The organism is Labrys sp. E2SS-1L (assembly GCF_057073705.1).
Window position 1 is genome coordinate 707,341 of the sequence record NZ_CP172713.1, and the last position, 15,893, is coordinate 723,233.

The 15,893-nt window shown below is 64.1% G+C and carries 9 protein-coding genes; 1 reads left to right on the forward strand and 8 read right to left on the reverse strand.

The genetic code is table 11. From position 1 onward, the window contains the following. Window positions 1-23: 23 nt before the first annotated feature. From ACIGJE_RS28960 to ACIGJE_RS28995, 8 genes are all read right to left on the reverse strand, one after another. Window positions 24-2,087 carry a TonB-dependent receptor gene (locus tag ACIGJE_RS28960; protein ID WP_483681151.1) on the reverse strand — a complete coding sequence of 688 codons (2,064 nt, stop codon included), beginning with the start codon at window positions 2,085-2,087 and terminating at the stop codon, window positions 24-26. Between the two features lie 419 nt (window positions 2,088-2,506). Continuing rightward, on the reverse strand, window positions 2,507-5,530 hold the full coding sequence (locus ACIGJE_RS28965) for a condensation domain-containing protein (protein WP_483681153.1): 3,024 nt from the start codon (window positions 5,528-5,530) through the stop codon (window positions 2,507-2,509). A 48-nt stretch (window positions 5,531-5,578) separates the two neighbouring features. After that, a complete protein-coding gene (locus ACIGJE_RS28970) occupies window positions 5,579-5,872 on the reverse strand; it encodes a phosphopantetheine-binding protein (RefSeq protein WP_483681154.1) in 294 nt (97 codons plus the stop codon). Then, the gene (locus ACIGJE_RS28975; protein ID WP_483681155.1) at window positions 5,862-6,698 is read right to left on the reverse strand and encodes a siderophore-interacting protein; all 837 of its coding nucleotides are present in this window, start codon (window positions 6,696-6,698) and stop codon (window positions 5,862-5,864) included. The genes ACIGJE_RS28970 and ACIGJE_RS28975 overlap by 11 nt, the downstream gene beginning before the upstream one ends. Window positions 6,699-6,719: 21 nt before the next feature. After that, a complete protein-coding gene (gene dhbA / locus ACIGJE_RS28980) occupies window positions 6,720-7,487 on the reverse strand; it encodes a 2,3-dihydro-2,3-dihydroxybenzoate dehydrogenase (RefSeq protein WP_311941171.1) in 768 nt (255 codons plus the stop codon). A gap of 13 nt (window positions 7,488-7,500) precedes the next feature. Beyond that, window positions 7,501-8,379 carry an isochorismatase gene (locus ACIGJE_RS28985; protein WP_483681156.1) on the reverse strand — a complete coding sequence of 293 codons (879 nt, stop codon included), beginning with the start codon at window positions 8,377-8,379 and terminating at the stop codon, window positions 7,501-7,503. A gap of 12 nt (window positions 8,380-8,391) precedes the next feature. After that, entirely contained in the window at window positions 8,392-10,020 is a 1,629-nt protein-coding gene (locus ACIGJE_RS28990) for a (2,3-dihydroxybenzoyl)adenylate synthase (protein WP_415083573.1), read from the reverse strand. 32 nt (window positions 10,021-10,052) lie between these two features. Further along, window positions 10,053-11,231, reverse strand: a complete 1,179-nt coding sequence (locus ACIGJE_RS28995) for an isochorismate synthase (RefSeq protein WP_376717741.1) — start codon at window positions 11,229-11,231, stop codon at window positions 10,053-10,055. Window positions 11,232-11,379: 148 nt separating this feature from the next. On the opposite strand from ACIGJE_RS28995, the gene ACIGJE_RS29000 reads away from it, so the two are divergent. Then, window positions 11,380-15,867 (forward strand): amino acid adenylation domain-containing protein, encoded by a 4,488-nt coding sequence (locus ACIGJE_RS29000; RefSeq protein ID WP_415083575.1) that lies wholly within the window; start codon window positions 11,380-11,382, stop codon window positions 15,865-15,867. Window positions 15,868-15,893: the final 26 nt, after the last annotated feature.

The window sequence follows — 15,893 nt, forward strand, 5'->3', positions numbered from 1 at the left end:
TGGAGTGGGTTTGCGCAGCCTGCTCAGAACGTTCCGCGCAACCCGATACCGACCATGCGCGGGGCGGTCATGGCGGCTTCGATTTGAGCGGCGCCACTGCTCGTCGAGCGGTTTACCTGCCTGAAGGTCGCCGCGCGCTCGTCGAAGATGTTCTTCACATAACCATAGATCTGGGCATGCTCGCTAAGCTGATAGCTCACACGGGCATCGGCGATGGTATAGGGCTTGACGGAGAGGGTCGCCGAGTTGGCATCATCCGAATAATAGCCGTCGAGATGACGCAGGTCCGCCGAGACGTTGAGCTTGGGAGTGACATCCCAGCTCACGCCGAGGCTGAGCATGTAACCGGGAGCCTTCTGGAACTCGTTGCCCTGATATTCGGGCTTGCTCGTTATCTTGTCGATGTTGGAGACGAGCGCCCCAAACCCGGCCTTGAGCCTGACATTGTCGAGGATGCGGTAGTCGAAGCCGAGTTCGGCGCCATAAGCATGTGCTTTCTCGGCGTTCACCGTATAGAGCTGGGTGAGACTGGTACCGGGGACCGCAACGCTGACGTAGCGCTGAGCATCCTTGAAATCATTGTAGAAGAGATTGCCGGTGACGAAGAGCTTGTCGTCGAGAAAATGGGCGCGCGTGAACAGCTCGTAGTTCCACAATTTCTCAGCCTTGAAGCGTTTCCATGGATCTTCCCCCGCGAGCGCGGCCGTGTTGAACGAAACGCCACCGGGGTTGTAACCGCGGCTCACCAGCGCGCCGACGGTGATCTTGTCGGTCAATTTATAGGCCAGCGACAGCTTCGGCAGCACGGCATCGAAGCTCTTGCTGTAATCGATGGGTATGGCATTCAGGCTGGTGAAGCCGTTGCGCTTGACGCTGTCGTGCTCGTAGCGCAGGCCGCCCGTCAGGAGCCAGCGCTCACCGAGCCTGCGATTGACCTCGGCAAACACGCCGACATTGTCCTTGGTGTCGTCGAAGCTCGACAATCCCGGTTGCAGCAGCCGATTGCGAAGGACGAGCGATTCATCCGAGGTGGTGTGAGCATAGTAAAGCCCGACGACGCCGTGCCAGACGTCCTTATCCTCGCCGAAATTGAGCTTCAATTCGTTGGAGATGTTCTTCTGGGCAATGTCGGCGCTGCCGTTTGAGCGCGGTACGCCGAAGCGATCATAGCGTGACTGCGAATATTGGGTCTGGTTGGAGAGCTTCATGCCGTTCTGGAAGTCGTATTCCAGATCGAAGATCACCGTATTGGTGCGCTGGCGGAAGCTCGGCATCTGCAGCGTGCCGCTCTTGAGATCGTCATAGGGCAGAAAGGCTGCTTCCAGGGTCGGCCGGTTCGTGTCGGTATGGGCAAGCGTCAGCTTGGCCTTAAGGCCGGGAATGGCCTGGGGCTGCCAGAGCAGCTTGGCGCGCAGGTTCAATTCGTCGAAGGATTGGTCCGTCTTGCCCTTGGCGAAGGTGGGGGCAATGTAGTCGATGAAGGTGTTGCGACCCCAATAATCCACGGCGATGCGCGCCGCAAAATCCTGGCTGAGCGGTCCCGACAGCATGAAGGAACCGCGCCTGGTGTCGTAGCTGCCATATTCCATCTGATAGGCTGCTTCGGGCTTGAAGGTCGGATCCTTGGTCTTGACTAGGATAGCACCGGCGATGGCATTGGCACCCTGCGACGTGGTCTGCGGCCCGCGGAAGACCTCGACACTGTCGACATCCCAGATCGAGGTGCCGCCGTAGAGATACTCGTAGAAGCTCAGATAGTGGCCATCCACATTGATGCTGGCGCGCGGCACGGTGCCGGACAGAAAGGCGATCGAGCCGGCATTGGGCCCCTGGGTATCCTGGCCGCGAATGGATGGCGCGCCGGTCGTGCCGATCGGCACGAGGTTCGGCACATCGTTGAGCGCCTCCGACAGGGAGTTTTCGCCCGTCTTCTCGGCGAGGTCCTTGTCGGTCAGCACGCTCACCGAGGATGCGGTCTCATCGAGGCTGCGCCGGATCTTCTCGCCGGTGACATAGACTGGATCGAGCTCGATCGGCTCCTCGTTGCCCGCCGGACGATTTTGCGCAGAGGCCGGCATCGTCAGCATGGCAGACAACACCATCGCACTCGCGCCGCACAGAAAACGACTTGTCAAACCTGTAACCACGGCAGCCCTCCACAGCCCAAACAAACGCATGCCGCGCAATGCGCAGCCTCGATGTGCAATCTAGGAGGCGAAGTGCAGGCGCAGTCAATGTAATGGAAGTATATTATATTGATTGACGAAGATATGTGATAATAATGACACAATTTATTGTGCAGTTTGGTAAAATTCTAGATTTTAATTAGAGTATTATTGTAGCGTTATGATTGCATGAATTATAAGAATTCAAAATTGTACGTAATTTGGAGCGGGTAAGCCCTGTCGAAGGAAAGGCGGGGGAACGCAGACGCTGCGTTCCCCCGCCTCTGTCGCTGTGGCATGGTTCTGGCGATCCCTGCTCTTTCAGGGACGGAGCGAGCCCGTCAGGCCGGCGCCTGAAACACGTCGATGGCAGGCCGCAGGTCGACAAGCCGCGTACTGGCACCGCCAGGTTCGGCGAAGTGGTGGAAGATCTTCAGGACGGTCTGGCGGATCAATTCGACCTGCTGCGGGTCGTAATGCTCGGAGCGGTAGGTCATCATCACGCGGATGCAGCGCTCTTCGCCGAGTTTTTCTTCCATCACCTCGAATTGCAGGCCGAGCACGGATTCATGCCGTTCGGGATCCACCTGGCGGAACTCGATCCTGCTCTCGTCCTCCAGCGTGAAAGCGCCGTTGAACTTGTTCTTGGCATGAAGCTGGATGAAGACCTCGAACAGATGTTCCTGCTCGCGCACGATGCCCAGCGCCTCCTCGACCAGGTCGATGGGGATGTCGGTATTGGGCAGGGAGCCGTTGATGGTGCTCTTCACCTGGTCGATCAATTCGGCCACCGTGCTTTCGGGCGAAAAGCCGACCCGATGCGCCACCACCGTGGTGAAATAGCCGATGGTGTCGAAGTAATCGGGCTCGTTCCGGCCCGAGGCCGAGGTTCCCACCACCAGCTCGTCCAGGGAACCGAGAAGATGCAGGGAACTGGCGATGGCCGCATAGACCACGTTGAACAGCGAGGCGCCGTTCGCCTTGGCGAGGGCATAGAGCCCCTCGGTCACAGCGCTTTCGAGCTTGAGCTCCACCCAGCCACCAGCGTTGGACGGGGAGCGGGACGCATCATCGCTGGCTGCAGGCCGTGGCAGGATCTGCTGGTTGCGCGGTGAATCGCGCAGCATGTCGGTCCAATAGGCGAGATGCGCCTGGTTCAGACCGGCTCCATGCTGGAGACGCGCGAATTCATGGAACGGCGCCGGCTGCTCGGCCCAGATGGGCGCCTTGCCCGCCGCCCGCTGGCGATAGGCATGGCCGAGCTCGTCCATCATCAGGTTCACCGACCATTCGTCGAGCACCATGTGATGGAACAACAGCGATAGAACCTGCTGGCCACTCTCCTCCTCGATCAGGAAACGCAGCCGCAGCGGCAATTCGTGGGACAGGTCGAAGCGGTAAGCGGCTTCCTGGTTGCGATCGCCAGCCTGGCTTTCATGCGAATGCCAGAACCATTTGTAGGCTCCCAGATCTTCCGGTGCCACGATGAGCTGGCCCACTGTCCCGTCTTCCTGCTGACGGAAAAGGGTGCGCAGACCCGAATGCCGCTCCAGCACGTCCTGGAACGCCCTGGCGAAGATGGTTTCGTCGACGCGGTCGAGGAAACGCAGCGCAAAGGGCAGGTTGAAGATCTCGCCGAAACCGAGGGCGGCGTAGATCTTCCACAGCGAGTGCTGGGCCAGCGACAAGGGGGCCATGAGGGCGGAGCTGTCTGCCTCCGTGGGGACGCTTGCCTCTTGCTCGACATCGTGGCGTTGGGCGAGCCCGGCGAGGCCGGCCGCCGTAGGGTGGCGGAAGAGATCGTTGAAATTGACCTCGATGCCATGCGAGCCCAGCAGGCGGCCGATGACGCGGGTGGCGATCAGGGAGTGGCCGCCATGATCGAAGAAATCGTCGTCGGCCGTCATTGCCGGCGAGGAGAGGGCCTGGCGGAACTCGGCCAGGATGATCTCTTCGATCGCATTGGCCCCCTCGTCGGGCGCGGCCGATGCAGGCGATGCGGATATATCAGGCTGGGAATCGAAAACGGCATGTCCAAAACCTGGTGCCCCAAGCAACGGCGCCGTGCTTGCAAGCATGCCGGCAAAGCGCTCCAGGACAAAGGCACCGGCCGCCGGCGAAAGGGCTTGGCCGGCCATGAGCTCGAGCGCCAGCCGGTCTTCCCTCGCGGCCCGCCCCAGGCCCAGGGCCAGATCCGGCCGCGCTGCGAGGGAGGGCAGGGGCAGGCGTTCGACCGATATCCCTTCGAGCGGAAGGACGAGCGCGGGGTCGGTCAGCCAGGTCACATAGGCGTGGGGGCGTGGTGCATCGTTTCGTTCGGCTTGCGGACGCAGGTCGAGCGTACCGACATCCGGGCTCGCCATGCCGGCGAGGATCCGCGCCATCGCGTCCTTGGTATCAGCCACGTCCCGCGGCAAGATGATCCGCAGGAAGCGCTGCGCGCAGAAGGGCAGGGACAGGTCGAGCATGTCGGTCGCCGGCCGGCGAGGCAGGCTCAGATCCACGGCGGCGCTATCGCCGAGCTGAGCCAGGAACCGTCCGAACTGCAGGGCCACGGCGGCGATCAAGGCCGATGGTGTAGGTTGTGGTCCGGCCAGCGCCGAGAGGCTGGCCGTCTCTATGAGGGTACCGCAGCGACCCGCCGCGCGGGCCATCAGGCTTCGTTCCAGCAGCGGCGCCCGGGCAAAATCAATCAGGCCCGGCGCTTCGTTGCCGTCGGTCCTCAGCAGCCAGGGCACTGGCGGCGCGCTGATTTCGGCGTCCATCGCCGGCTCCATCTCCGCGACCTCCGGTGTGGCCTCGCCGCCGGCCGAGCCCCCCATTGCGGACGAGGTGCCATTGTAGGCATGGGAGACCGCTTGCAGCAGGGTTCTCCAGCGGATGACCCCGCCCAGGATGCGGTGAACCGCGAAGCCGAGGATCGTCGCTTCGCCACTCAGCAGGACCAGGGCACGGATCGGGGGATCCCGTTCGAGATCCCAGGTCGCGCCCTGCTCGGCCAGCAGCGTATTGACCGCTTCAGCGGTCGTCTCGACGCGGCGGATGTGGAGGCAGGACGAAACTTCACTGCCGGCAGTCTTCTCCAATTCACCGTCGGGGCTGAAACGATAGCGTACATTCAGCTCCGGCAAGGCCTCGAAGGCGCGGTAAAGGGCCGCGACCAGTCGGGGCAGATCGGGTGCGCCATCCAACCTGAAGGCGATCACATGCTTCAGCACGGTATCGGGATCCTGCTGCTGGCGCAGCCACAGGGCTTCTTCCGCCTGGGTCAGCGCCATCGCCGACCGATCTGGCCCATTCTGGACCACGCTGTCGAAACGCGGCATTTCTTCGACCGACAGCAAGCGGGCTGATCTTTCCGCCATCTCAATCTCCATACGTCCGGCGTGTGCCGGAACAATTCATCTTCGTTGTCAAAGGGCTGCTGCTCGTTTGCGCTCGATGAGGGCGTTCCACGCCCGAACCGTCGGCATGGCAGCCAAATCGGCATAATCGAGCCTGACGCCGGCCAGCCGCGAGATCGGCCCGATCAGAGTCATGATGGCGAGGGAGTGCAGGCCGATCTCGATCAGGTTGAGCTCCTCGGGCACATCTTCGGGCGCGAGATCGAGGACCTCAGCCACTTCCTGCCGGATCCGTTCCAGCGATGGCATTCGTTCGGGAGCGGCCTCCCGCATCCGAACGGACAGCGCGTTCTCAGTCGTCATGATGGTCATGCACCGCGGTGGCGCCGCGCCGCCAATAGCCTGATGCCCGCACCCATTTGGGCAAGGCCCCGCGTTCCCCAATCAGGAAACGGCGCAGCTCCTTGGCCTGGAGCGACTCGCAGGCGATCCAGGCATGGTAGTCGCCGGCCGGAAATTCCGCCTGTTGCACAGCTTGGAGCAGGGCGCCCGTTTGCCCGGCATGGGCATCGCCGCGGTGGGCCCAGACGACCGTCGCGTCGGCGGCCGTATCGAGCGGCAGGCGATCCTGCCTGCCGTCGACCTCGATGAAGGCCAGCACCCGTGCTCCGCCCGGCAATTCATCGAGCCTTCTGGCGAGAGCGGGCAGGCCGGTCTCATCAGCGATCAGCAGATACCAGTCGAAGGCGAAGGGGATGACGAAAGAGCCACGCGGCCCGGCGATCCAGGCTTCGTCGCCGGCCTTCACGCCGGCGGCCCAGGTGCTGGCGGGGCCCTCGTCGTGCAGCACGAAGTCGATGTCGAGTTCGCCGGCGGCGGGATCATAGCGCCGGGGCGTGTAGTCGCGGGTGATGGGTTTGGGCTGATCCTCCCGCAATTCCATGCCTTCCGGCCCGATATGGGGCAGGCTCGGGCGGCTCTCGCCGGGCGCAGGAAAGAACATCTTCACATGGTCGTCGAAACCCAGGCTGGTAAAGCCCTCCAGTGCCGGGCCGGCCAGGGTGATCCTCGTCATCGAGGGAGCAAGCCGCGTCACCCGGCGCACTTCGAGCTGGCGCAGGCGAACTTCGTGGCGGACGCGTTGGGGAGAGCGGTCCTTTTCGCTCTCCGGGGCGGTGGCAATGGTCATGATGTTGCAAATCCTTTGAGATCAGGCGCCCAGCGTGGCGCCGCCGTCCACGACCACGTCCTGCAAGGTGACATGGCTGGAGCGGTCGGAGGCCAGGAACAGGACGACGTCGGCAATCTCCTCGGGTGAGGCGAGCTTTCCGAGCGGAATGCCGAGCTTGAAATGCTCGGGCAGGCCGGCCAGCAGCCGCTGCCCATCCGAGGGGTTCTTGAACATGCCGCGTAGCATCGGGGTGTCGGTGGAACCGGGCGAGACCACGTTGCAACGCACGCCAAAAGGGGCGAGTTCCAGCCCGACGCAATGGCTGAGGCTGACCATTGCCGCCTTCGAGGCGCAATAGGCGGTCATGCCAACCCGCGGCACATGGGCGGCATTGGAGGCGACGTTGACGATCACGCCCGAACGCTGGCGTTTGAACAGCGGGATGCAGCGGCGCATGAGGTAGAAAGCGCCGCTGACATTGACACCGAAACAGGCCTGCCAGTCGTCGAGCGTCAGGTCCTCGGCCACTCCGAGCCGCAGGACGCCGGCGGCGTTGACGAGAACGTCGAGGCTTTCGGACTCGCCAAGTATGCGGTCGCATACTTCGTCGACCTGCCGGGGATCGGTGATGTCGAGCGCGATAAGCTCCGCTTCGGCATTGCCATTCCCGCCTGCGTTGGGCGCGGCGAGGTCGAGCCCGACCACCCTGGCGCCCTCAGCGCGAAAGCGTTCGGCCACACATCGCCCGATGCCGCCGGCCGCGCCCGTGACCAGCACGCGCTTGCCGGCGAAATTCCATGACGTCATCACGTTCATCCGGTCACGCCGCAATGGCCTGAGGTTGCTTGCCCTCGATCAAGGACCACCAGGCATTGAGTGTGGGAATGCGCGTGAGCTCCTCGAAGCGCACGGCGACGCCACGCTCCTTCAGCTCCGAGGCCAGCAGCATGACCTGAACGGAATCGAGGCCGTAATAGATCAGGTTCTCGTCCGGATCGAAGTCGACCTCCTCCTCGATGAGCGCACGCACACGCTGGACCAGCCAGTCCCGGCTCAGGGTGGGGGCGGCCATGTCGACGAGGCTTTTGGCGGTGACGACGCTGCCGCAGCGCGTCGCCACGTAGCGCAGCGCCATCAGATGATCGTCCAGCGAGAAATCGGCGACGGCATCGCCGACCAGGAAGGGCTGGATGTCGTTCATGAAGGCATCTGCCGAGGTGATCATGCAGCCGATATGGGCGTAGACGCCGCCGACCAGCAGCTGGTCGCGGCCCCATTGGCGCAGAAGGGAAAGCAATTCCGAGCGCTGGAAGGCGCTGTAGCGCCATTTGGTCAGCACTGTGTCGCCCTCTTCCGGTGCAAGGGGCGCCACGATGGCCTGCAGGGCCGGGTCGGCCGTGGTCAGGCCCGGCCCCCACATGTCGTTGAGCAGGGCCCGGTCCGCTGCCGGCTGTTCGTGCGGCTGGGCGGTGTAGACCACGGGAACACCCCGCTCCCGCGCCCATCGCCGGATGGCGACGAGATTGTCGACGAGCTGGCGCACCAGGGCGCCGTCGGCATCGTAGAAACGCAGGAAATAGCGCTGCATGTCATGGATCAGCAGTACCGCGCGGGCCGGATCGGGCTGCCACTGCGTGCGGTTGGCGGGGAACGCCTCCGGCGTGGGCATGGGATAGTCGGTGATGGAGGGAATGGCCATGGGGCACCTTCGTCAGGTCGATAGGGAAACGGGTGGGTTTTGCAGCTGCTGGCGCAGCCGGTTCTTGTCGATCTTGCCGACCGGGGTCAGCGGCATGGTATCGATGAAGCGGAAGCGGTCCGGCAGCTTGTATTCGGCCACGCCCTGGGCGATGAGATGCTGGCGTAGCGCCGAGGGCGGCAGGCCGGGCTTCCTGGCCACCAGGAAGGCGCAGCTCTTTTCGCCCAGCAGCGGATCGCTCATCGCCACCAGAGCGGCCTGCATCACCTCCGGATGCAGCAGCAGCAGGTTCTCGACCTCCTCGGAGGCGATCTTCTCGCCGCCGCGGTTGATCTGGTCCTTGATGCGGCCGACGACGCGCAGATAGCCCTGCGCCGAGCGCTGAACGAGATCGCCCGAATAGTAGAAACCGTCGACGTCGAACACTTTTTCATTGTGCTCGGGGCTGCGGTAATAACCCCGGAACGTGTAGGGCCCGCGCGTGGCAAGCATGCCGGTCTCGCCGTCGGGAACGTCCCGTCCTTCTTCATCGACGACCTTGACCTCGTCATCGGGACTGATCGGGCGCCCCTGCGTGGTGAAGACGAGTTCGTCCGCGTCGTCGAGCCTGGTGTAGTTGACCAGGCCTTCGGCCATGCCGAACACCTGCTGCAGGGCACAGCCGAGCTTTTCCGGCACCTGCCGGGCCAGCGCCTCGGCGAAGCTGGCGCCGCCGACCTGAATGAGCCTGAGGGAACGCAGGGCCGCCTCATGTCCCGGCACGACCTGCAGCCAGAGCGCCACGGCCGAAGGTACCAGCGCCGCCATGTCGATGCCGTGCCGCTCGATCAGTGCGAAACAGCCGAGCGGCTCGGGATTGGGGGCCATGACGACACAGCCGCCGGCGTGGAACACGCCCAGCGTGCCCGGCGAACTGAGCACGTAATTATGACCCGCCGGCAGGGCACACAAGAAGCGTGTCTGCGGCGAGAGACGGCAGATCTCGGCACTGGCGCGGACGGAATAGTCGTAGTCGTTGTGGGTGCGGGGAATGAGCTTGGGCGTGCCCGTGCTGCCGCCGGAAAGCTGGAAGAAGGCGACTTCGTCCGCCCTGGTGGGCGTACCGCCATGGGAGGGAGCCCCGCCCTCGGCGAGCCAGAGGTCGAGGCTGGTGTCGGGCGATGTTTCGCCCAGCAGCAGGACCTGGGCGAGCGCCGGGGAAATGGAGCGCAGTTCGCCCATAAAGGTCTCGTCGCTGAAAAGCTCGTGCCGGCGAGCGGCGATCAGCAATCGGGGCTGGATCTGCCGCGCATAGGCACTCATTTCCAGCCGCCGGTGGCTGTAGAGGGCGTTGACCGGCGCGACACCGATCTTGAGCAGCGCGAAGAAGACGATGTGGAATTCCGCGACATTGGGCAATTGCACCAGCGCAGTGTCGCCATGGCCGAGGCCGAGGGCGCTCAGGCGGGCGGCCAGGTTCGAGGCCAGCCGGTCGATCTCGGCATAGCTGAACCGGCGTTCGCCGCAGATGAGTGCGAGGGCGTCGGGGCGTTCGCGGCATTGCTGGTCGACGATACGGGTCAGGGGCTGGTCGAGCCAATGGCCGCGTTCCCGGTAGCGCTGCGCCAGACTTTCCGGCCAGCGCACGAAGTCGACGTTCATAGCGTAACCTGGTTGGGTCTGAAGGGATCGTGTCATGCCGCCAGGCCGCAGGCGTTGAGCATGGTCTTCAGTTTGGTCTGGGTCTCGGCCCATTCGGCCTCGGGCTGCGACGCCTCGACGATACCGGCGCCGGCAAACAGGCGAACGACTTCCCGCTCGACGATACCGCAACGCAGGGTGACGACCCATTCCCCGTCGCCCCGGCTGTCGCACCAGCCCACCATGCCGGTGAACAGGCCGCGCTCGAAAGGCTCCACGAAACGAATGAGCTTGTGGGCCTGGTCGGTGGGTGTGCCGCAGACGGCCGGTGTGGGGTGCAGGCGGCAAGCCAACTGCAGCGCGCTCATCTGCGGATCGATGAGCCGGCCATGCAGCCGCGTGGACAGGTGCCACAGCGCGGCGGTGCTGATCACGGAAGGGGAGTCCGGAATCACCAGTTCGGCGCAATGCGGTTCGAGCACGCGGCGGATGTCGTCGATCACCACGCGGTGTTCGTAGAGATCCTTCGGCGATCGCAGCAGGGCATCGGCGGCGGCCTGATCGGCTTCCGGGAAGGGCTGGCGCCGCGCCGAGCCGGCCAGCGGATTGGAGACGAAGCGATCGCCCTCCTTCTGCAGCAGCAGTTCCGGGCTGACGCCGATCAATTCCCCGCCATCGGGCAGCGGCACGCGGAACTGATAGCCGCTGGTGTTCTGCATGCGCAGGCTGTCGAGCAGGCCATCCACGTCCACGGATCCGGCAAACCGCAATTCGCGCATGACCGACAGCACGACCTTGCGAATGTCGCCATGACGAAAGTTCAGGATCGCCTGTTCGACCGCCTTCTTGAAGCCGGGCTCGTCGGGAATGCTGCGCTGGTCGAGCAGGGCCGGCAGCCGGTCCGTGCTACCAGCGGTTCGGGGCGCTTGGCGTTCCCGCCATTCATAGACCTGCGGCACATAGAGGCAGGATGGCTCGCGCATGTCGAAGGGAATGGCCCCCATCACGATAGGGTTGTCCTGGCCCTCGGCCCGCGCCTCGTCCAGCGCCTGGCGCACGCTGCGCTGGAACTGGCTGCCCCAGTCCTCGCCCCCGCGGGCAGGCATGCTGATCAGCCGACGCGGCCCGAAGGAGCGCAGTTCTCTGCTTCCGGTACTGAATAGTAAATTGCTACCGCTTGCCGAGGAGATAGTTTTCTCATCAGCATACATTGCAACGGCCCCAGCCTGCATAACTACTGCCCTTATTGTAATTCCTATAATCAGGATTTGCGCTCTTTTGAATGGTTCTTTACTGCACACTATATTTTCAATGTGTGCGATTGACCATTAAATTTACATGATTATATTTCAGGTAGATTGTCAATATCGCGAATTTGAGATGAGAGAACTAACCATAATGCAGGCCGCCTACTGGGTAGGGCGACAATCCGCTGCCGCGATGGGTGGCGTCGCGGCGCATCTCTATGCGGAATTCGATCACCAGGGGCTGGACGTGGGAACGCTGCGGCGGGCGGTGGAACGTCTCGGCGAAATGCATCCGATGTTGCGCCTGCGCGTCAGCGCCGACGGCCTGCAGGCTGTGGATGGCGACGGCCCGGTGCTGGAGGTCGATGATCTCAGCACCCTCGGGGAGGAGGCCGTCGCCAAGGCGCTATCGGCCAAGCGTCAGGCCAAGACCAACCAAAGCCTGCCCATTCATCTCGGCCGGGTCTGCGACCTCAGCCTGAGCCTGCTGCCGGGCGACCGCTGCCGCCTGCACGTCGACACCGACATGATCGCCGTCGATCCCCAGAGCTTTCGCCGGCTGATGGAAGATCTGGCCCGCTTCTATGAGGATAGCGATATGCCGGGCCAGCCGCGGCAGGCCTCCTATTTCGACTATCTGACCCGTATGGAGGCGGATGGTGAGCTGGCGGCCCGGCGCGAGAGAGACCGGGAATGGTGGCGCTCCCGCCTCTCCGAGATGCCGCCTGCCCCCGCCTTGCCCTCTCCCGAGGAGCCACAGGCAGGGATATGCAGCGATCGCCTTGCCGCGCAGCTCGGTCCATCGGAGCGCGAGGCGCTGACCCGGATGGCCCGGCGGCATCACCTGACCCTTTCAACCCTGATGCTCGGGCTTTTCGCCGCCGTGCTCGGGGCAAGCACGCCATCCCGGCGCTTCCGCCTGAACGTGCCGATGTTCCATCGCCTGCCCTATGCGGATGGCGTGGATGAGATGATCGGCGAGTTTTCTAATCCGTTGATCCTGCCGGTTACCCGCGTCGCAGGTGAGTCGGTCGAACATCTGTGCCGGTGCATCGGGGCCGAGATGACCCAGGCGATCTCGCATGCCGCCTATCCGGGGCCGAGCATCATGCGTGATCTCTCGCGCCTTAATGGCGAGGTGCAGCTTGCGCCCGTGGTCTTCACGGCAGGCCTCGATCTTCGTGGCGAGCTGTTCTCGGATCGGGTCACCCGGACCTTCGGCGCCATGGGCTTTGTGATTTCGCAGGGGCCCCAGGTCGCGCTCGATGCACAGGTCGTCTCGGCCTATGGCGGTATCCTGATCAATTGGGACGTGCGCCTGGACGCCATTCCCGAGGCCTGGGTCAAGGCGATGTTCGAGACCTATCTCGCCTGCGTGAGACATGTTGCAACCGTGCCCGAAGCCTTGAGCCAGCCCGTCGAAGCTGTGTTGGCCGCCTGCGTCGAAAGCAAGCCTGCCGCCATCCGTCACACCGGCCGCCCCGCGGCTCCCGAGGAACCTCGTTCAATGGCTCATTCTTCAGCTCCCGAAAGGGCGCTCACCCCCTTGCAGCGCGCCTATCTCCTCGGCCGCGGCGACCAGTTCCCACTCGGTGGCGTCGCCATGCAGGAATTTCGCGAATATCGCGGCAAGCTGGCTATCGACGAATTCAAGACCCGCCTGCACGCCCTCGTGCGCACTGTGCCCTGCCTTCGCAACCGCATCGACGCCGAGAACCTGGCCCAGCACGTCGATGACGAGGCGAGGCTCAATCTCGATGAGATCGACCTGCGCGGCCTGCCAGCGGCCAAGGCCTGGGAGAGGATCGACGCCATGCGGGAGAGCTACGCGCACCATCTGCATGATCTCAGCCTGCCACCCTGGCACATGCTGGTGTTCCACCTTCCCCAGCCGCAGTCCGGGGAGGGGAGTTACGATTCCCATGTGGTGTTCGCCCGTTTCGACGCCCTCGTCGTGGACGGCCGCTCGATCGCTACGATCCTGCGTCAGCTGTTTGGCTCGGCTCCCCTCGCAACGAGCTCCCTCCTGGCGCCGGCGGCAGACCGGACGCTTGCGGCACAAGCCGAGCGAGAGGCGGATGCGGCCTATTGGACGCGCAAGCTGGAAACCGCCTCCGAACCGCCGCGGCTGCCCTGGAAGCGTCCCCTGGCCGAGATCAGGGCCTCCCGTTACGAACGCCGGAGCGTGACCGTGCCGCGGGACGATTTCGTCAAGCTGACCAAGGTCGGCGCTGCCCGAACGCTCTTCCGCCATTCCGTCCTGACGGCGGTGATCCTTGAAACCCTGGCGCATTGGACAAGCGAGGGGGGGCTCTGCGTCGGCGTTCCCGTTGCCCTGCCGACGGGGCCGATGGGCAATGATTCCACCTTCATCGTTGTCGACTATCGGGCCGGGGAGGGCACTTTCGACGACCGTGCCCGGCGACTGCAGGCCGACACGCTCGAAGGCCTGGAGCACCTTGCCTTCTCGGGCGTCGATATCAACAGGGTCCTGATCAACCGCCATTCCGAAGGGCCGGCCCTGCCGGTGGTCGTCACCAACGGACTGTCCTGGGAAACGCTGGCCGAGGACAGCCCGGTGCGCCTGCATGGCGGCCTGACGCAGACACCGCAAGTGGCGATGGATATCCGGATGTCGATGGACGAACACAGGAACCTGGTCCTGTGCATCGATCATGCCCGCGAAGCCATCGACGGTACGGTGGTCGAGGCTATTCTGGAGGCCATGGCCAGGGCGATTGCAGCGGTCGGCCGGCGTGGCGAACTCGTCCTGCCGGCCGGCGATGTCCTCGACCTCAGCCATTACAGCCACAATGACAAGCCGACAAACCTGGCGCCTGCCGGCTTCCTTGCCCGCATCGCCGCGCATCTGTTCGGAGGCACCATCGCCAAGGATGCCCTGATCTGCGGCGAACGACGGATCTCCTATGCCGAACTCGGCGACCATGTTTCGCGCATCATGGCAGGCCTGCGCGAGCGCGGCCTCAGCCGGGGAGAGGTGGTGGCGGTCTGCCTTCCGCGCAGCCCCGAGCATGTCATGGTCACGCTCGCCTGTTCCCTCCTGGGGTTGGTCTGGGTCCCCATCGATGTGGGATCGCCGCCGGACCGTGTCGGCTATCTCCTGCAGAACTGCCGGGCGGCGCTCGTGGTCGGCCTCAGTCTCGCACCCGGCATCGGGGCCTTGCCCGTCGAGGCGCTGCTCTCAGCCGAGGTGGCAGCAGACGGGCGGGCCGCATCGGAATTCTTGAACGAACTGTCAGCCAGCGAGGACGCTGCCTATTATCTCTATACCTCCGGCACGACCGGCAAGCCGAAATGCGTGGTTGTCGCCAACAGGGCGACCTGGAACGTCATCGACCACACGCTGCAATTCTGGGGCATCGGCACCGAGGATGTCTTCATCTCCGTCACGCCGCTGCATCACGACATGTCGGTGTTCGATATCTACGGCGCCCTGTGCGCCGGCGCGAGCCTGGTCATGCCGGCCGTTGGCGAGGAGAAGGACGCCATCGGCTGGAGCCGGCTGGTTGAACGGCATCGGGTTTCGGTGTGGTGCTCGGTTCCCGCCATCCTGGAAATGCTGCTCGCCTGCCAGCGCGGCGAACAGCTGAAGTCGCTTAGGCTGATCGCGCAGGGCGGTGACTACATCAAGCCGACGGTGATCGAGCAGTTGCGTCGTACCCACCCCGCCACCAGGCTGATCTCGCTGGGGGGCCCGACCGAGACGACCATCTGGAGCATCTGGCACGAGATCGGCCCCGATGATACCGCCATCATTCCCTATGGGCGTCCCTTGCCCGGCGTGAGCTATTTCGTGCTCGACGAACAGGGCGAACACTGTCCGCCCCATGTGGTTGGTCGCATCCATACGGCCGGCGTGGCCGTCGCGCGCGGCTATCTGGAAGACGGCAGGCTCAGCCAGAACGACTTCGTCTCCATCTCCGCCGAGGACGGGCGGCAGGTTCGGGCCTTCAAGACGGGCGACCGCGGCTTTTACCGGCCTGATGGCACCTTGATTTTCGCCGGCCGGGTCAATGGCTATGTCAAGATACGCGGTGTCCGGGTTTCGCTGCCCGACATCGAGAATGAGCTCGCAGCCCATGGCTCGATCAAGCATGTCCTGGTCGTCGACTATCCCGTCGGCGACGCTGGCGAACTGGCGCTGGCAGCGATCTATGTGAGCGAGGCGGGATCCGGGCTTCCCGTCGGGGAGCTGCGCGCCTTCGCGCGCCAGCGCCTGCCCGAGACCCATATTCCCATCCGCTTCCTTCGCGTGGAGGCCCTGCCGCTCTCGGCCAATGGCAAGCCGGACCGCAACCGCGCCAGGCAGATCCTGCTCGGATCGGACGCAGCCGAAGGTGGCGGGAACGGTGCAATTCGCCCGGTTCCGGCATCGCTGTCCTCCAGCGGGCGCATCCTCGACATCTATCTCAGCGTGCTCGGTAAAGCGCGTCAGGATGGCCACGACGAGGGAGCGGATTTCGTGTCGATGGGCCTGCTGCCGTCGCATCTGAAGACCGTCGCCGGCCGTATCAGCGGCGAGTTCGGCGTGAGCCTGACCCCGGCGCACCTGCTGCGCTGCCGCAATGCAAGGCAGGTCGAAGCGTTGCTGGCTCGATGAATGCGCCGAGATCCCGGATGGCCGTC